The organism is Neobacillus sp. YIM B06451 (genome assembly GCF_032667185.1).
Classification (GTDB): domain Bacteria; phylum Bacillota; class Bacilli; order Bacillales; family Cytobacillaceae; genus Bacillus_D.
Window position 1 is genome coordinate 21,697 of the sequence record NZ_JAVFKJ010000007.1, and the last position, 16,759, is coordinate 38,455.

Here is a 16,759-nt window from a genome sequence, read left to right on the forward strand (position 1 = left end):
TTATTTAAACTCGGCGATTGTAACCCCGGTCCCGCCTTCACCTGCGTCGCCAAACCGTATTTTCTTGACCGACCGGTGGTTCCGCAAGTATTCCTGCACTCCCTGCCTCAATGCACCGGTGCCTTTCCCGTGGATGATGGATACTCGCGGATACCCTGCAAGTAGCGCGTCATCAATGTACTTTTCGACTTTGAAGAGCGCATCTTCGTATCGCTCGCCGCGCAAATCCAACTCAAGCGGGACATGGGCGTCCCTGCCTCTGACGATAGCCATCGGCTTAACTTCCTTTTGTTTGGGCGTATTGATGTACTCAAGGTCTTTTTCGGCAACCTTCATTTTTAGAATACCGATTTGTACATTCCATTCATTATCGGATGTTTTTTCGAGAAGGGTTCCCTTTTGGTCAAAGGTGATCACTTTGACCTCGTCACCAGGTGAGAAAGAATGCTGGACGGCTTTTTTGGCTCCGGGCTTTTCTGTCTTTTTGACCTTTGGGGCAGCCCCTGCGAGCCGCTGCCTTGCTTCAATCAACTCATGCTCCTTGATCTCTGCATTCTTCTCAAGCCTCATCCTTCTAAGATCACCAATGATTTCTTCCGCTTCTTCGGCGGCTTTTTCAACAAGCTTGCCAGCTTTTTCGGCGGCTTTTTCCATCATGGCGTCCCGCTGTTCATAGAACTCGATAACCTGTTTCTGCAAATCGGCATGGAGCTTTTCTGCCTGTTTCCGTAATTCGTGGGCTTCCGCAAGCTCGTTTTCGGCATCGCGCCTGCTCGATTCAAGCTTCGAAATCATATTATCGATTTGCGAGCTGTCTTCGCTAACCTGTGATTTGGCATTTGCGATGACGCGTTCATCCAATCCTAGGCGGCGGGAAATCTCGAAAGCATTGCTCCGCCCTGGCACACCAAGAAGAAGCCTGTACGTTGGGCTTAGCGTCTCGATGTCAAATTCGACACTTGCATTCATGACGCCTTCCCGGTTGTACCCGTACGCTTTCAATTCCGGGTAGTGGGTAGTGGCGATCACCCTCGCTCCCCGCTTGTAGACTTCATCCAATATCGAAATTGCGAGCGCGGCCCCTTCCTGCGGGTCAGTTCCTGCTCCAAGCTCATCGAACAGGACAAAGCTGTTATAATCCGCATTATTGAGAATATCGACAATATTGACCATATGGGAAGAGAACGTACTCAAGCTCTGCTCGATTGATTGCTCATCGCCAATGTCTGCATAAACCGCGTTGAAAACAGCAAGCTCTGATCCGTCCAGCGCAGGTATTTGCAGGCCAGACTGCGCCATCAGTGTGCAAAGTCCGACTGTTTTCAGCGTTACCGTCTTACCGCCAGTGTTCGGCCCGGTAATGACAATTGTCGTAAACTCTTTGCCAAGCATAATATCATTCGGAACGACTTCATCCATCGGAATCAATGGGTGGCGCGCTTTGTACAGCGCAATCCTGCCCTCATTGTTCATTGTTGGCTTCGATCCTTTAATCGTCCGGCCATAGCGCGCTTTGGCAAAAATGAAGTCAAGCTCGCCAAGCACATCGGAAATGACCCTTAATTCAGCGCTATATTCCGCAGCCTTTGCGGAAAGTTCCGAAAGGATCCGCTCAATTTCAAGCTGCTCTTTTACCCGGATTTCCTGAACCTGGTTGTTCAACTGGACGATCGACTGAGGCTCTATGAACAGCGTTTGGCCGGAGGAGCTTTGGTCATGGATGATGCCGCCATAATGGCCCCTGTATTCCTGCTTGACCGGGATGACGAATCGGTCGTTTCGAATGGTGATGATGGCGTCCGACAGCATTTTCTGTGCATTCGATGAACGGATCATGCTTTCAAGCTTTTCACGGACCCTGGATTCATTCGATCTGAGCTGCTGGCGAAGCGCCCTTAATGTGTCACTCGCTGTATCGAGCACTTCCCCGCTCTCATCTATCGCTATTTTGATTGCCTGTTCTAGTTCCGCAAGCGGAATTATTCTATTTGTGTAGTCCAGCAAATGCGGGACATTGGTGTTGTCTTCATGGAGGTATTCAATAAACCGTTTGATTTGCCTGCTTGCCGAAATCGTGCTAGCGATTTGGACGAGTTCGGCCGGGCTTAGCGTCCCGCCAATTTCCACCCTTTTGATATGGGCGCGTATATCATGGATGCCGGATAGTGGCACATTGCCTTTCAGGCGGAGCGCTGTGGCTGCCTCATCCGTTTCCTCCTGGAGCCTTTGAACTTCTTCAAAATCCGATGACGGGACAAGCCTGGAGATTTTATCGCGGCCAAGCGGTGAAGACGCATGGCCCATCAGCTGCTCCCTGACTTTGAAAAACTCAAGGACTTTTAATGTTCTTTCCTGCATGGAGAAACCTCTCCTTTTTGCCTAAGTGTGTTGTCAGCTTCTGTGGTGCAAAAATTGGAGCAAATCGTCCAATTTATAAGTATTCAGTACAGAGCTGCTTTTGATCCAGCCTTTCCTGGCCGCCGCGACGCCGATACCCATATGGCTCAACATCGCGGTTTTATGGGCGTCCGTATTGATCGCAATCTTTACCCCGGCCTCCTCCGCCTTTTTCAAATGGACGTAGGAGAGGTCGAGCCGGTGGGGATTCGCATTCAATTCCAGCGCGGTATTCGTTTCTTTTGCAAGGTCGATCAGCAAGTCGATATCCACATCATAACCGTCCCTGCGGCCGATCAGCCGGCCGGTTGGGTGGGCGATGATATCAACATTAGGATTTTCAAGCGCCGTCCTCAGCCTCATCATGATTTTTTCCCGAGGCTGTGAAAAAGCGGAGTGGATCGACGCAATGACAATATCAAGTTCTTTCAACAAGTCATCATCGTAGTCAAGCGTCCCATCCGGAAGAATATCCATCTCGATTCCCGTCAGGATTTTAAAATCGGAATATCTTTCATTCAGGCGTTTAATTTCCTCGATTTGTTCACGGACGCGTTCCGGAGTCAGGCCGTTTGCCACCCTCAAAAACTGGGAATGGTCTGTGATGGCGATATGTGAATAACCCATTGCCCTGCAGGCTTCCGCCATTTCCTCAATCGTATGGGCGCCATCGCTCCATGTCGAGTGCATATGAAGGTCGGATTTTATGTCTAGTATGTCCACAAGTCCGATATCTGGTGAATAGCTTTCTACCTCACGCCCGTCTTCCCTTATTTCCGGAGGAATGAAAGGAAGCCCGAAATGGGCGTAAAAGTCATTTTCCGAGGCAAAGGTTTTGATCCCGTCCTCCGTCTCGACCCCATACTCGCTGATTTTTTCGCCGCGCTCCTTTGCAAGCTGCCTCATTCGCACATTGTGGTCCTTTGAACCTGTGAAGTGATGAAGCGCGGTTGCGAACTCTTCGCTTCCGACCATACGGAAATCCGCGGATATATCATAATCGAAGCCGAACGTGACCGATACTTTTGTATCTCCCGCACCGATGACTTCCTTAATATCGGGAAGCGAGAGGATTTGTTCCCTGACCGATTCAGGGCTGCTTGTTGCGATGATGAAATCAAGATCCTTGACTGTTTCGGACCAGCGTCTGATGCTGCCAGCTTTTGAAAACTTCTTAATTCCGTCCATCTCGGCCAATTGCGACTCGATTTTTGCGGCAATCGGAAGCATATACGCGAGCGGAAGCCTTTCCGGGCGTTCACCACCCTTTTCAATTGCGGCAAGAATCTTTTCTTCCGATTTTTTCCCGAAGCCGGGGAGTTCGGATATTTTATGCATCCGGCACGCTTCCTCCAGATCGGCAATATCTTCAATCCCGAGCATTTCATGCAGCTTGGCCAGCTTTTTGCCTCCGAGCCCAGGCAGCTTCAACAGGGGGACAAGCCCTGCGGGAACCTCTTCCTGCAATTCTTTTAAAACGGAGGAGCTGCCTTCCTGAATGTATTCCTCAATGACCGCGGCCGTCCCCTTCCCAATCCCGGAAATGGCGGTAAAGTCCGTAATCCCCGAGAGGCTCCTGTTATCCGTTTCAAGGGCGAAAGCGGCTTTCCGGAATGCCGAAACCTTGAACGGGTTTTCTCCCTTAAGCTCAAGGTAAATCGCGATTGTTTCTAAAAGCGCAATGACATCTTTTTTATTTTTTTCCATCCCAATTAGCACCTGCCTTATACGTTGTACGAACTTACGTGGTTTAAGTTCCAAAAAGAATAAAGAACTCCCCTGCTGTCAGAGAAGTTCAAGCAGCTACATATTCTATCCACAATTCCTTCAATTGCTGCGAAATGATGGGCGTATGCTTGATGATCGCTTCCGCAATGGCCGATTCTTCAAGCGGTTTCTGAATTGCATCCATTGGAACCAGCGCAGCAATATAGAGGAGCAACAGGACAATTAAATACACTTCCGCAACTCCAAGCAATCCTCCAGCCCAAACATTCAGCGTCCTCAGGATTGGTAGATGCGCGATGAAGTCTAACATTGAGCCAATGATTTGTACAAGCACCTTTACCGCAATGAAAATCGCGATGAAGGCAAACGCGCGATAATAGGCTTCTTCCATACCGTTGGAAGATGCGAAAAGTGAAAGAGGCGAAGAATCGCCAAGTGTCGGATAGGGAATCCACAGCTTTAGTTTCGGGGCAAGGCTGTCGTAATACAAATAAGCGACGATGTAGGCGCCGACGAAACCCGCCAGGTGAAACAGCTGCAGGATAAAACCCCGTTTAAGGCCTATTAAAAAGCCAAAAATAAAAATAATAATAAGTGCTAAATCAAGCATTTCTATTCGTGTTCCCTTTCCAGTTCTGATTTCAGCCGTTCAAGCTGGTCCTTCAGCTTGATAAAATCATTTACGGCATTTACTGCGGTAAGGACAGCCAGCTTGTTCACGTCGAGAGAAGGATTCTTGGAACCGATTTCCCGCATTTTATCGTCCACGAGCGATGCGACAAGCCTGACATGGCTCGAGCTTTCCGGTCCAATTATGACATATTGCTGCCCATATATATCGACCGTTGTCCGGTTTTTATTCATATTCGACACGTAGTTGCCTCCATTCAAAGAATCCTACTCCCTATCATACCATGAACAAGCTTTACTGGAAAAGCGAAATAGAAGCTGTCCCGCCTGATGATATGCCTGCGGGGATTGTCGATAAATGCCTCCCATTAACGGCCCGCGAAAGTGTGGTAAAATAAGCTGATAAAGTTGAATCTTCCAAAGGGGTGCTACGTTTTGGGCCACGCTGTCATTATCGCGACACAAACTGAAATAGCAAAATTAAAAGAACATTATTCTCAATTTTTACTTGATAAACTCCCCACCGGCAGCGTGTTTTCGGCAAAAACGCCTTCCTGCACGATTACAGCCTACAAATCCGGCAAGGTCCTTTTCCAGGGAGCCGCGGCTGAGAGCGAAGCGGCGCGATGGAATGGACTCCAGCCTTCTGAGTCGGCAGTGGGTAAAAAACCCATTGCAACGAAGCCGGCACCCGGTTCGCATTTGCCTCCCAATTTCGGCCATTTGTCTGTCATCGGTTCGGATGAAGTGGGAACAGGCGATTTCTTCGGCCCCATTACCGTGGTAGCGGCCTATGCGAGGCAACAGGACCTTCCCCTTCTGAAGGAGCTTGGGGTCCGGGATTCCAAAGATTTGAACGATGAGAAGATCATTTCCATCGCAAAGGACATAAAGAACGTCATTCCATTCAGCCTGCTCACCCTCCACAACGAAAAGTACAACGAGCTGCAGCAATCGGGAATGACCCAGGGGAAAATGAAAGCTATCCTACATAATCAGGCACTGATCCATCTTCTTGGGAAAATTGCTCCTGAAAAACCGGAAGCAATCCTCGTCGACCAATTTGCCCAACCTGAAATTTACTACGCCCACCTTAGAGGGCAGAAAAAAGTTGTCAGGGAAAATGTCTTTTTCAGCACAAAAGCGGAGGGGCTTCATCTTTCTGTAGCAGCGGCGTCGATTCTTGCGAGGTATGCGTTCATACGGCACTTTGAAAAGCTCGGCGAAGAGGCTGGGTTCACCATTCCAAAGGGAGCTGGAGCAAAAGTGGACGAAGCGGCCGCAAAACTCATTTTGGCCAAAGGGCAATCCTCCCTGCCCCATTTCGTCAAACTTCATTTTGCAAATACACAAAAAGCCATGGCACTGGTTGCCAAGAGAAGGGGCAAATTTTAAAATTCTTGGAGATTCGATTAAGTTGGAGGGTTTTTATGAAACCTTGGTTGAATGTTTTAGTTGAATTCCATCCTGTGAATGAGGGCGGGAAGAACGCAGTACGTCTTGGAGATTATCTATATGGGGATAGATATCTAAATGGATATAGACCACATTTTCGTATCATCGGCGAAACAGAATACCTTGGGATACAGTTTCTCAGTGGGCCAGAAGGACTAATTAGACCTAAAGAAAAAGTTAATGCCAAAGTTTCACTACTATACTATCCCCAAGTGCCATATGACAAATTGTGTGATGGAATAGAATTTGAAATTTTTGAAGGAGCAAACATTGTTGGAACAGGAAAAGTGATAGGTTCTTTGCAGTTTGATTAATATTTTTTTTGATAAAAAAGAGCCGAACCCACGCGGGTAACGGCTCTTTTTGTTCAACTATTTATCATTTACTTTTTAAAATTATCCCCTCAGGACGGCACCAGCCTGTTCCTTCAGAGCAGCAAGTACCTTTTCATGTACCTTTGTTACTTCTTCATCCGTAAGCGTCCGTTCAGGGTTCGCATACTTCAATGAGAAGGCAATTGATTTTTTGCCGGCTTCCATATTCGCTCCTTCGTAAAGGTCGAACACGGATGCTTCCTTCAATAGCGGATTGCCCGCCTCAAGGATGATGCTGCGGAGTTTTCCAGCCGGGGTTTCCTTATCCGCGACAAGCGCGATATCCCTAGTAATGGACGGGAACCTTGGAATCGGCTCGTAATGCAGAGGCTCCGTTCCGGCTTCCAGTAATTCGCCTAGCTTCAATTCGAATACATAAGTATCCTTTAGATCAAGCTCTTTTTGCGCGGTCGGATGGATTTGGCCGATAAAGCCGATCCGTTTACCATCGAGCAAAATGTCGGCAGTCCTTCCAGGGTGCATGCCGTCAAGCTGCGCCTGCGCAAACTCAACCCGGCCATCAAGGCCAAGCTTTTCAGAAAGCCCTTCAAGGATTCCTTTCAGCACGAAGAAATCTACAGGCTTCTTTTCGCCCTGCCATGGGTTTGAAACCCAAAGCCCTGTTACAGCGGCTGCGAGGTGTTCTTCTTCGACCGGAAGCTCTTCGCCTTTTGAAAGGAACACTGCTCCTATTTCATAAACGGCGAGGCTATCCGCCTGGCGCGCTCCATTGTATTTCAATACTTCCAGAAGCTGTGGCACGATGCTCAGGCGAAGCTGGCTCCGCTCTTCACTCATCGGCATTGCCAACTTGATTGCATCTGTTTTTTCAAGTGCGTATTGGGCAACCTTTTCTTCACTAGTTAAAGAGTAGGTAACCGCTTGATATAGCCCAGCTCCCTCAAGATAGCGGCGTACCACACGGCGTTTCGCCTGGTAAGGAGTCAGTTTCCCAGCAGATTGCTCTCCAGCCGGAAGGGTTTTCGGGATATTGTCGTAGCCGTAAAGGCGGGCAACTTCCTCAATCAAGTCCTCTTCAATCGTAATATCCCCGCGGCGTGTCGGCACGATCACCGTGACGGTTTCACCTTCAACGGACACGTCGAACTTCAGCCTTGCCAAGATGTCTGTCACTTCATCGATTGAAAGCTGCATTCCAAGGACGGAGTTCAGTTTTTCCATCGTAATTGAAACGACCGCCGGTTCCACACTAAGTGCATCCGCTATGACAGTGCCTTCAAGTACCTCGCCGCCCGCGTACTCGGCCATGAGCGCCGCGGCCCTTTCACCCGCTTCACGCACCCTGTTTGGATCAACGCCCTTTTCGTACCTGGAGCTTGCTTCGCTGCGAAGGCCGTGGTCCTTCGAAGACTTCCTGATCGTGCTTCCTGTAAAATATGCCGCCTCAAGCAGGACGGTCGTTGTAGATGAACTCACTTCCGAATTCGCTCCGCCCATCACGCCTGCAAGCGCGACCGGCTCTGTTCCATTTGTGATAACAAGATGGTCGGTAGTGAGCGTCCTCTTTGCATCGTCCAGCGTCACTATCGTTTCGCCATCATGAGCGCGGCGGACAAGGATTTCCTTCGAGCCAAGCTTATCATAGTCGAACGCATGGAGCGGCTGGCCGTATTCAAGCAAAATATAGTTTGTTATATCGACAACATTGTTGTGCGGGCGAATCCCCGCCGCCATGAGGCGCGTCTGCATCCAAAGCGGTGACGGCCCGATTTTGACATTCTTGATTACTTTCGCCGCGTACAACGGATTGTCTTCTTCCGCTTCGACCGTTACTTTAATGTAATCGGAAGCTTTTTCGCCGGCTTCGTCCAGCTTGATTTCAGGGAACTTTACTTCCCTACCCAAAATCGCGCCAACTTCATAGGCAACCCCAAGCATGCTTAGGCAATCGGCCCTATTCGGAGTAAGTCCGAGTTCAAGAACCTTGTCATCCCTGTTAAGCGTAGCGATTGCGTCTTCACCAGGCGTCACGCTTTCTGGGAAAACGAAGATACCTTCCGCGTATTCCTTTGGGACAATCTTGCCTTCCATACCAAGTTCCTGCAGCGAGCAAATCATTCCGTTCGACTCTTCGCCACGAAGTTTTGCCCTTTTAATTTTGAAATTCCCCGGCAGGACCGCACCCGTTTTTGCGACTGCTACCTTCTGCCCCTTAGCAACGTTGGGCGCGCCGCAAATGATTTGGACTGGTGCTTCTTCGCCAACATCAACAAGGCATTTGCTTAGCTTATCCGCGTTTGGATGCTGTTCGCGCTCTAGGACATGCCCGATTACGACACCTGTGATTCCTTCGTTAAGGGTTTCGACCCCTTCAACCTCTATTCCGCTCTTCGTAATTTTTTCCGCAAGCTCTTCAGCCGTTACGCCGGATAAATCGACATAATCCTGAAGCCATTTATATGAAACAAACATGTTTAAAGCCTCCCATTTTCAAAAATTGAGTCTATTCCTGCCTCGAAAACTGTTTCAGGAACCGGATATCGTTCGTATAGAAATGGCGAATGTCATCAATTCCGTATTTCAGCATCGCAATCCGCTCAGGGCCCATCCCGAAAGCAAATCCTGTATATTTTTTCGAATCGTAACCGGCCATTTCAAGGACGTTCGGATGCACCATTCCGGCACCGAGGATTTCAATCCACCCGGTTCCCTTGCAGACGCTGCAGCCGTGGCCGCCGCAAATTTTGCAGGAAATGTCCATTTCGACAGATGGTTCTGTGAACGGGAAGAAGCTTGGGCGGAGCCTGATTTCACGATCCTCACCGAACATTTTTTTCGCAAACTCGGCAAGCGTCCCTTTCAAATCGCTCATCCGGATGTTTTCGCCGACAACAAGGCCCTCAATTTGCATGAATTGGTGTGAATGGGTCGCATCGTCGTTGTCGCGCCTGTATACCTTTCCTGGGCAAATGATCCGGATTGGGCCTTTCCCGCCCTGTTTTTCCATCGTTCTTGCCTGGACAGGCGAAGTATGGGTGCGAAGCAATGTTTCTTCAGTAATATAGAAGGAATCTTGCATATCACGCGCTGGGTGGCCTTTTGGCAGGTTAAGGGCTTCAAAGTTATAATAATCCTTTTCAACCTCAGGCCCTTCGGCGATTTGGTAGCCCATCCCGATAAACAGGTCTTCAATTTCTTCGATAATTTTCGTTAATGGGTGGTGGCTTCCGGTTCTGGCCGGCCTTCCTGGCAATGTCACATCAATTGTTTCTGAAGCCAAACGCTCATTGACCGCCGCTTCTTCAAGCTGATGCTGCTTTGCGGAAATTTCCGCTTCAATCGCTTCGCGCACCTCGTTGACAAGCGCCCCCATTTTCGGGCGTTCTTCCGCGGACAGCTTGCCCATTCCGCGCAAAACTTCTGTGATCGGCCCTTTTTTGCCGAGATAGGCGACGCGGACATCATTCAATTCTTTGAGGCTCGACGCCTGGGCCACTTTTTCAATGGCTTCCTTTTGCAATTCCGTCAATCTTTCCTGCATGGATATATTCCTCCTTTTATCAATCCGGGCTCAGTACGGTGCACTTTCAGGCAACAAAAAAAGCCCTATCCCAAATAAGGGACGAGGCTTGTGTTCGCGGTACCACCCTTGTAAACACGTATGTATAGAACATTCGTGTTCGCTTCATTGAGATAACGGCTTCTGCCGGCGCACCTTTACATCCATTTTGGATGGTCCCGGTGCCAACTCAGGAGGTGAACTTCGCTTGCTTTTGCCTAAAAGTGCTTTCAGTCCAGGGCACTTTTTCCCTAAAAGGCTACGGTCAAGTTACTTTTCTCCGTCATTGTTTTTCTTGTATAAATTTAGTTGCTATTATAGCGTATTTTCGCTTTTGTTTCAAACAGTTTTGGTTAAGTAATCTATGCTGCCAAAACTTTGCTGGTTACCCCTCTTTTATTGGCCCTTATTCGACCGCAAATAATATAACAGCACCCCGGCCGCGACAGCGACGTTCAGCGACTCGCTTTTTCCATAAATCGGGACATACAGGTTTTGGGTCGTTTTTTTCAAAAGATCTTTCGAAACGCCATTCCCTTCATTTCCGACCAGAAGCGCGAACCGTTCCTCTGGAGAGGCTTCCGTATAATTCCTGGCCCCTTCAAGCGCGGTACCGTATACGGCAATGCCTTTTTCAGTCAGCTTTGGGATCCATTCTTCAAGCCTTCCTGTCAGGACTGGAAGATGAAAGTGGCTTCCCTGGGCCGAACGGAGCACTTTCGGGTTGTAAATATCAACGGACCCTGTTCCCGCTATGACAACATCAATTCCCGCAGCGTCCGCGGTCCTGATCATCGTCCCAAGATTGCCTGGGTCCTGGACGGCATCAAGCAAAAGGAACGTTTCCGCGGTTTCAACGGCAGCAAGGCTGTGCTGCTGCCTGCATACCGCCATGATCCCTTGCGGTGTTTCTGTTTCTGATAGGCTTTTAAAAATATCCTTTGTTACATTAGTTACGGGAATATCCTTATAATCGATCCGAGGAGGGATGTCAATTCCCTCGGAGATAATCAACTCAGCAATTGTCCCCGGGCTTTTGATTGCTTCTTCAACAAGGTGGAATCCTTCAGCCAAAAACAGGCCGGACCGGTCCCGCTCTTTTTTCATCGACAACTTCTTCCATTGCTTCACCTGAGGGTTTTGGGCGGATTGAATATGTTTCACAGCTGCCCCCCCTTTCTTCATCACTCATTTTCCTATTATAGCTTAACGCCCGTACATATTAAAACCTGAAATAGAAAAAGATAGGATTGAATGAAATCTGAAAAGGAGGATGAAACAATGAACCTTAATTTGCGCGCGGCTGTTATCCATAACATTCACGACAATACCCAGCAGGAACTTGAGGACACAATTGTCGACGCCATCCAGAATGGCGAGGAAAAAATGCTTCCGGGGCTTGGCGTTCTATTTGAAATCATCTGGAACAATTCTTCGGAAGACGAGAAAAAAGAAATGCTCCAGGCACTTGAAGGCGGTTTAAAGAAATCTTAAAAACAAGCTCCCAGATTGTCGACAAAAGGCCGGGAGAGGGCACCCTCTCCCGGCCTTTTTTCATTTTCGTGAAAATTTATAAGGTTAATCCGAAGATAATTATCCCCAGGATCTTACTCTTCGAGTATTCTTATGCAACTTGCCATGTCCAATTGGCCAGTTTCTTCAAATTCATTGCAGCAAAAGTAAGCATCGCCTGCATGGACAATTTTTTAAGGCCTCGTAAGGTTGTCCACCGCATACCATGCTTTTCTTTCGCATCTGCAAAGACACGTTCAATCGTTTCTTTCCGTTTGGCGTATATCTGTTTTATCTCATCCGAGTGTCGTAAATGTTCTGCCTCTTCCAGGTATGGCTCCCAAATATGACGCTGAATGAGTTTTTGATGGTTTTTACTTTCTGTACACTTTGATAGGAATGGACAGGAAGCGCAAATCGCTGGGTCTGACTTATACTGGCGATAGCCTTCCTTCGTTGTTGTCGTATACTTTAATTCCTGCCCTTGCGGGCAGAGATAGCAATTGTAATACTCATCATAAACATAGTCATGCTTTCGGAAGAACCCGTCTTTCGTTTTTGGACGGGTGTAAGGAAGAACAGGCAACATCTGATTCTCTAATAGAAAATTCGCAATCGAGGGTGTTTTATAGGCTGCATCGGCTGCGACGGCAAGTGGCTTCTTCACCTTTTCAATTATCTTCTCGACGAGTGGCTGAAGGATATGGCTGTCATGTATATTGCCCGGAGTGACGATGGTCCCTAACACAAACCCTTTTTCATCTGTGGCAGCATGAAATGAATAGGCAAACTGTTTCGTTCGCTCATCCTTTACATAATAGCCACTCTCAGGGTCTGTCGTACTTTCCTTGATTTCCTTCCACTCTTCTTTTTCAAATTTCTCGGGAGGAAATGGCTTTTTTCCGTGTTTCTCCCGATCTAAATTAAGCTCCAAATGAAGCTTTTCTTCATAGGCGCGGGTTTCCTTTCGAACGAGTTTCTTGTCGTACTTGCGTTTATTGGCACTCGCTTTTACATGTGTGGAATCCACAAATACATGTTCAGGAGACAACAACCCTTTATCCATAATCTCCTTCAAGATTCGATAGAAAATCTGTTCAAACACATCAGAATCATAAAAACGGCGCTCGTAATTTTTACCGAAGGTAGAAAAGTGCGGGACTTCGGTGTAGAAACCAAACCCTAAAAACCACCGATAAGCCATGTTGGTCTCAATCTCTTTAATGGTTTGACGCATGGAGCGTATGCCAAATATGTATTGTATGAAAGTTATTTTAAAGAGAACAACTGGGTCAATGCTGGGCCGGCCCAGTCCGGAATACAAATGTTCAACCAAGGGATAGATGAATGAAAAATCAATGGCGGATTCCAGCTTGCGCACTAAATGATTTTCAGGAACTAATTGATCGATGGTCAGCATTTCAAATTGTTCACGTTCATTGGCTTGATTTTTAGTCATCAAGGCAGGTCACCTCATACATAGTGTTTCTTTATATAAAGGGAATTTTGTTGATTGGAACGGAGGGTGGCGACTCCTGCGGGAATAGCGGGATAGTCGAGACCCTGGACTGAGTGTAGCGAGGGAAGCGGCTCGGCCCCGCCCGCGGAAAGCGTCCACCCGGAGTGGAAATCTAGACGCACTGTTATTTTAATTTATATTTTAAATTAAAAAAGACTGTAGGCAAACCTGGATATCTCCGAGTTTGTCTACAGTCTGCAAGCTCCCCGTGACAGTTGTCAGGGGAGCTTTGTTTTTAACCCAATTTAATTTTCTCGACTGTTTCCTTGTCGAGGCGTTTAATGACTTCGACAATAAGCTTAACCGCATTTTCGTAATCATCGCGGTGCAGCATCGCCGCATGTGAATGGATGTAGCGGGTCGCAATCGTGATCGCCAAAGATGGAACGCCATTATGGGACAAATGGATGGCGCCAGCATCGGTTCCGCCGCCTGGAACTGTATCAAATTGATAAGGAATATTTAGTTCGTCCGCTGTATCGGTGATGAAATCGCGCAATCCTTTATGGGAGACCATCGACGCGTCATAAAGGATGATTTGCGGGCCATTGCCCATTTTTCCAAGCGCTTCTTTTTCAGTTACCCCTGGAGTATCGCCGGCTATCCCGACGTCTACGCCAAAACCGATATCAGGCTGGATTTTTGCAGCGGCTGTCCTTGCGCCCCGCAGGCCAACTTCTTCCTGGATAGTGCCGACGCCGTAAACGACGTTTGGATGGTCCGCATCCTTAAGCTGTTTCAGGACATCAATGGCAATCGCACAGCCGATTCGGTTATCCCATGCCTTTGCAAGCAGCATTTTCTCATTTTTCATCACTGTGAACTCAAAGTAAGGAACAATCATGTCACCTGGGCGAACTCCCCACTCGGAAGCTTCTTCCCTGCTCGTTGCACCGATATCGATGAACATATCCTTAATCTCGACCGGCTTTTTCCGTTGTTCGGCTGTCAAGATATGAGGAGGTTTCGATCCGATTACCCCAGTTACATCGCCTTTACGTGTAACGATCGTAACGCGCTGAGCGAGCATGACCTGGTTCCACCAACCGCCAACAGGCTGGAAGCGAATAAAGCCCTTTTCATCGATTTGCGTTACCATGAAACCAACCTCATCAAGGTGGCCGGCTACCATGATTTTAGGGCCGCCTTCCTTGCCGGTTTTCTTGGCAATTAGGCTGCCCAGGCCGTCGGTTGTAATTTCGTCGGCATAGGGAGTAATATACTCTTTCATGACTTCGCGTACTTCCCGCTCATTTCCCGGAATTCCATTTGCATCCGTGAGCGCTTTAAGCATTTGCAATGTTTCATCCAGTTGTGCCATACCTATGACTCCCTTTTTTTATGTATTTGACCAGTCCATTATACAAAACGGCGGGATATTTGTAAAAATTTTCTGCTAATAGCCGTTTTGCTGTCTTTCATAATTTACTTCATTTTTCACGCGGTATGCTTCCTCAATTTCAGCCCCTGTAAAGCCAAGAAGGTTTGCAAGGCTCATAAACGAACGGAACAGGGTTCGATAATCGCTTTCCGACCTGCTTATTTGAAAAGAAGAAATCGCCCTGAAAACATCGTTGAATTGTTCAGTCACATTCCGTTTAGGTTCGCCAGTAAATTCAATATCCGAAGTCAATCCGGATTCGATTCCAAGCGATAGAATGAAATGGATGCCGTCAACAAATTCCTCCAGGACGGTTTCCCGGGGCGACGATGGCTTCTTGCTCCAGAACTTAAAACAGCGCGTCTCATTGGCCAATTCCCCGACTTCGACAAGCAAGGCCAAGACCTTCTTGTCAAACAAATCCTCATTCTCCAGCCCGTTGTTTCTCTCAATGTAGGAATCAAGGGCTCTTTGCATATCAAATAATTTTTCGAGATTCATATCTATCCTCCCTGTTGTTTTAGCTGAACAAGAGTGTTGATTATTTAGAATCAAGACCGTTTTGAGGAATCTTTCCCGACGAAACGGTCTTGATGGTCTTTTAAAATTGGTACTTCCATTCACGAAGGTCTTGCTAGTTAATAAACGGGCCTTCTAAAATGGGAACCTTTTTTCTTGTGCTTCGTATGTATAGGATACAACAATGGTTTTGAAACTAAAAATAGCGCCGCGTGGGTGCTTTATCCGTGCGAATCCAGGGACATTTCCTGTCCCATTCTAGGACATCACACCTTGTTTCCCAAAAGGCTTGCCCGAACCTGGGAAGACGCGCTATGGATAAATATAAATTGGAACAAAAAGCTTTAAGGCCAGGAGGGCGTTAATTTGATCATGGTATTACGTGTAACAATACTGGTTTTGTTAACCTCTATTGTTATAAGAATTGCACACATCATTTTCAATAAAACGAGAAAGCTGGAATACGCTAAAAACCAGAAGCGTTTTTTCCTCCTCGATGATAAGTCAAACCCTAGAAAGAATTTCCTTCTTACATATAAAGGAGCGGTGTTTGAAGGGGAAAAATATCTTGGGATTACAGGCGACTCGTTTTCTGTCATTTCAATTTCACTATGGCCGAAAAATGCGGATAAGCTTGAAGGCATGACACATGATGATTTCCTGTTTATCAAAAGCGAATTGGCGAAATCGTATCCTCATGCTTCAATAGAATGGAATGCCTCCGTCAAGGATCATTTGCGCAAACTCATGTCCATTTCTCATTGAAAAAACTCTAGGTACACAATCAGGCTGATGTCCATAAGCGCCAAAAAAGGAAATCCGTATCTAAAGGCTGCGTGCTTTGTTTTATGCCGGAAATAATTCATGCCCAATACTGCCCCCGCGGCTCCCCCGGCAAGCGCCGCAAGCCAAAGGGTCCGCTCACTAATCCTGAATTCACCGTTCCTGGCCCTTTTTTTATCAATTCCCATCATCGCAAAAGCGATTATATTTATAATTAAGAGATATACAAATACCAAATCCATATCCTCCCCCCAATAGATGGTAAATTGAATTTACTAACACCACAACTAAATAATATAGCAGAAAAGCCATTCCCGTTTTTAGGAAATGGCTTTACAGTTGTTCTTATTTTTCAAATTGCTTCTTAGCAGCGTTTGCAAGTTCTGCAAATGCTGCTGCGTCGCTGACAGCAAGCTCAGCAAGCATTTTGCGGTTTACTTCGATGCCTGCAAGCTTCAGGCCATGCATTAAACGGCTGTAGGATAGGCCGTTGATGCGTGCAGCTGCGTTGATACGAGTAATCCAAAGTTTGCGGAAGTCGCGCTTCTTCTGGCGACGGTCGCGGTATGCGTACATCAGGGATTTCATAACCTGCTGGTTTGCAACTTTGTATAATGTATGTTTTGAACCGAAATAACCTTTTGCTAATTTAAGAACTTTTTTACGACGCTTGCGCGTAACAGTACCGCCTTTTACACGTGGCATGTATTTTCCCTCCTATATGAATCGATCGCTCGATATTACTTAAGATTGTCCAACAATTGGCGAATGCGCTTGAAGTCACCTTTAGAAACCATTGCTGATTTACGAAGCTTACGCTTTGCTTTTGTGGACTTGTTCGCGAACAAGTGGCTTGTATATGCGTGGCCACGCTTCAGTTTACCAGATCCGGTCTTTTTGAAACGCTTGGCAGCGCCGCGGTGAGTTTTCATTTTTGGCAT

At 47.3% G+C, this 16,759-nt stretch carries 17 protein-coding genes and 1 other annotated feature; of the genes, 4 read left to right on the forward strand and 13 right to left on the reverse strand.

All coding sequences use genetic code 11. The features are described 5' to 3' along the window. The 4 genes from RB160_RS13240 to zapA form a co-directional block, all read right to left on the reverse strand. Positions 1 to 2,358, reverse strand: a complete 2,358-nt coding sequence (locus RB160_RS13240) for an endonuclease MutS2 (protein WP_316570907.1) — start codon at positions 2,356 to 2,358, stop codon at positions 1 to 3. Between the two features lie 33 nt (positions 2,359 to 2,391). Next, entirely contained in the window at positions 2,392 to 4,104 is a 1,713-nt protein-coding gene (gene polX / locus RB160_RS13245) for a DNA polymerase/3'-5' exonuclease PolX (protein ID WP_316570908.1), read from the reverse strand. An 88-nt stretch (positions 4,105 to 4,192) separates the two neighbouring features. Beyond that, positions 4,193 to 4,735 (reverse strand): CvpA family protein, encoded by a 543-nt coding sequence (locus RB160_RS13250; RefSeq protein WP_316570909.1) that lies wholly within the window; start codon positions 4,733 to 4,735, stop codon positions 4,193 to 4,195. Between the two features lie 2 nt (positions 4,736 to 4,737). Further along, positions 4,738 to 4,998: a cell division protein ZapA gene (zapA, locus tag RB160_RS13255; RefSeq protein WP_316570910.1), complete on the reverse strand. Its 261-nt coding sequence runs from the start codon at positions 4,996 to 4,998 to the stop codon at positions 4,738 to 4,740. Positions 4,999 to 5,190: 192 nt separating this feature from the next. Here zapA and rnhC point away from each other — a divergent pair, with 192 nt between their 5' ends. Further along, entirely contained in the window at positions 5,191 to 6,150 is a 960-nt protein-coding gene (rnhC, locus tag RB160_RS13260) for a ribonuclease HIII (protein ID WP_316570911.1), read from the forward strand. Positions 6,151 to 6,185: 35 nt separating this feature from the next. Beyond that, positions 6,186 to 6,524 (forward strand): hypothetical protein, encoded by a 339-nt coding sequence (locus tag RB160_RS13265; protein ID WP_316570912.1) that lies wholly within the window; start codon positions 6,186 to 6,188, stop codon positions 6,522 to 6,524. An 81-nt stretch (positions 6,525 to 6,605) separates the two neighbouring features. Here the strand turns inward: RB160_RS13265 and pheT are convergent, their stop codons facing one another. The 3 genes from pheT to RB160_RS13280 all read right to left on the reverse strand — a co-directional run bounded on the left by pheT (position 6,606) and on the right by RB160_RS13280 (position 11,268). After that, complete coding sequence (pheT, locus tag RB160_RS13270; RefSeq protein WP_316570913.1) at positions 6,606 to 9,017, reverse strand: phenylalanine--tRNA ligase subunit beta; 2,412 nt, start codon at positions 9,015 to 9,017, stop codon at positions 6,606 to 6,608. Positions 9,018 to 9,048: 31 nt separating this feature from the next. Further along, on the reverse strand, positions 9,049 to 10,086 hold the full coding sequence (gene pheS / locus RB160_RS13275; protein WP_316570914.1) for a phenylalanine--tRNA ligase subunit alpha: 1,038 nt from the start codon (positions 10,084 to 10,086) through the stop codon (positions 9,049 to 9,051). Between the two features lie 74 nt (positions 10,087 to 10,160). Then, positions 10,161 to 10,400: a binding site (T-box leader), on the reverse strand. A gap of 100 nt (positions 10,401 to 10,500) precedes the next feature. Further along, positions 10,501 to 11,268, reverse strand: a complete 768-nt coding sequence (locus tag RB160_RS13280) for a TrmH family RNA methyltransferase (RefSeq protein WP_316570915.1) — start codon at positions 11,266 to 11,268, stop codon at positions 10,501 to 10,503. 117 nt (positions 11,269 to 11,385) lie between these two features. Here RB160_RS13280 and sspI point away from each other — a divergent pair, with 117 nt between their 5' ends. Further along, positions 11,386 to 11,598: a small acid-soluble spore protein SspI gene (gene sspI / locus RB160_RS13285; RefSeq protein WP_316570916.1), complete on the forward strand. Its 213-nt coding sequence runs from the start codon at positions 11,386 to 11,388 to the stop codon at positions 11,596 to 11,598. Positions 11,599 to 11,728: 130 nt separating this feature from the next. Here the strand turns inward: sspI and RB160_RS13290 are convergent, their stop codons facing one another. From RB160_RS13290 to RB160_RS13300, 3 genes are all read right to left on the reverse strand, one after another. Then, positions 11,729 to 13,078 (reverse strand): IS1182 family transposase, encoded by a 1,350-nt coding sequence (locus RB160_RS13290; protein WP_316570917.1) that lies wholly within the window; start codon positions 13,076 to 13,078, stop codon positions 11,729 to 11,731. 292 nt (positions 13,079 to 13,370) lie between these two features. Continuing rightward, positions 13,371 to 14,456, reverse strand: coding sequence for a M42 family metallopeptidase (locus tag RB160_RS13295; protein ID WP_316570918.1), 1,086 nt, complete (start codon positions 14,454 to 14,456; stop codon positions 13,371 to 13,373). Between the two features lie 75 nt (positions 14,457 to 14,531). Continuing rightward, complete coding sequence (locus tag RB160_RS13300; protein ID WP_316570919.1) at positions 14,532 to 15,017, reverse strand: dUTP diphosphatase; 486 nt, start codon at positions 15,015 to 15,017, stop codon at positions 14,532 to 14,534. A 390-nt stretch (positions 15,018 to 15,407) separates the two neighbouring features. Between RB160_RS13300 and RB160_RS13305 the strand changes: the two genes are divergently transcribed. Next, positions 15,408 to 15,800 carry a sigma-w pathway protein ysdB gene (locus RB160_RS13305; RefSeq protein ID WP_316571065.1) on the forward strand — a complete coding sequence of 131 codons (393 nt, stop codon included), beginning with the start codon at positions 15,408 to 15,410 and terminating at the stop codon, positions 15,798 to 15,800. Here the strand turns inward: RB160_RS13305 and RB160_RS13310 are convergent. From RB160_RS13310 to rpmI, 3 genes are all read right to left on the reverse strand, one after another. Next, complete coding sequence (locus RB160_RS13310) at positions 15,794 to 16,060, reverse strand: DUF1294 domain-containing protein (protein WP_316570920.1); 267 nt, start codon at positions 16,058 to 16,060, stop codon at positions 15,794 to 15,796. The two genes, RB160_RS13305 and RB160_RS13310, sit on opposite strands and share 7 nt — an antisense overlap. A 103-nt stretch (positions 16,061 to 16,163) precedes the next feature. Then, on the reverse strand, positions 16,164 to 16,523 hold the full coding sequence (rplT, locus tag RB160_RS13315; RefSeq protein ID WP_316570921.1) for a 50S ribosomal protein L20: 360 nt from the start codon (positions 16,521 to 16,523) through the stop codon (positions 16,164 to 16,166). A gap of 35 nt (positions 16,524 to 16,558) precedes the next feature. Beyond that, a complete protein-coding gene (gene rpmI, locus RB160_RS13320; RefSeq protein ID WP_316570922.1) occupies positions 16,559 to 16,759 on the reverse strand; it encodes a 50S ribosomal protein L35 in 201 nt (66 codons plus the stop codon).

Coding starts and splice junctions, on each gene's coding strand:
- RB160_RS13240 (WP_316570907.1), bottom strand. CDS start 2,358: ATGCAGGAAAGAACATTAAAAGTCCTTGAGTTTTTCAAAGTCAGGGAG.
- polX (WP_316570908.1), bottom strand. CDS start 4,104: ATGGAAAAAAATAAAAAAGATGTCATTGCGCTTTTAGAAACAATCGCG.
- RB160_RS13250 (WP_316570909.1), bottom strand. CDS start 4,735: ATGCTTGATTTAGCACTTATTATTATTTTTATTTTTGGCTTTTTAATA.
- RB160_RS13265 (WP_316570912.1), top strand. CDS start 6,186: ATGAAACCTTGGTTGAATGTTTTAGTTGAATTCCATCCTGTGAATGAG.
- pheT (WP_316570913.1), bottom strand. CDS start 9,017: ATGTTTGTTTCATATAAATGGCTTCAGGATTATGTCGATTTATCCGGC.
- pheS (WP_316570914.1), bottom strand. CDS start 10,086: ATGCAGGAAAGATTGACGGAATTGCAAAAGGAAGCCATTGAAAAAGTG.
- sspI (WP_316570916.1), top strand. CDS start 11,386: ATGAACCTTAATTTGCGCGCGGCTGTTATCCATAACATTCACGACAAT.
- RB160_RS13295 (WP_316570918.1), bottom strand. CDS start 14,456: ATGGCACAACTGGATGAAACATTGCAAATGCTTAAAGCGCTCACGGAT.
- RB160_RS13300 (WP_316570919.1), bottom strand. CDS start 15,017: ATGAATCTCGAAAAATTATTTGATATGCAAAGAGCCCTTGATTCCTAC.
- RB160_RS13305 (WP_316571065.1), top strand. CDS start 15,408: ATGGTATTACGTGTAACAATACTGGTTTTGTTAACCTCTATTGTTATA.
- RB160_RS13310 (WP_316570920.1), bottom strand. CDS start 16,060: ATGGATTTGGTATTTGTATATCTCTTAATTATAAATATAATCGCTTTT.
- rplT (WP_316570921.1), bottom strand. CDS start 16,523: ATGCCACGTGTAAAAGGCGGTACTGTTACGCGCAAGCGTCGTAAAAAA.
- rpmI (WP_316570922.1), bottom strand. CDS start 16,759: ATGCCAAAAATGAAAACTCACCGCGGCGCTGCCAAGCGTTTCAAAAAG.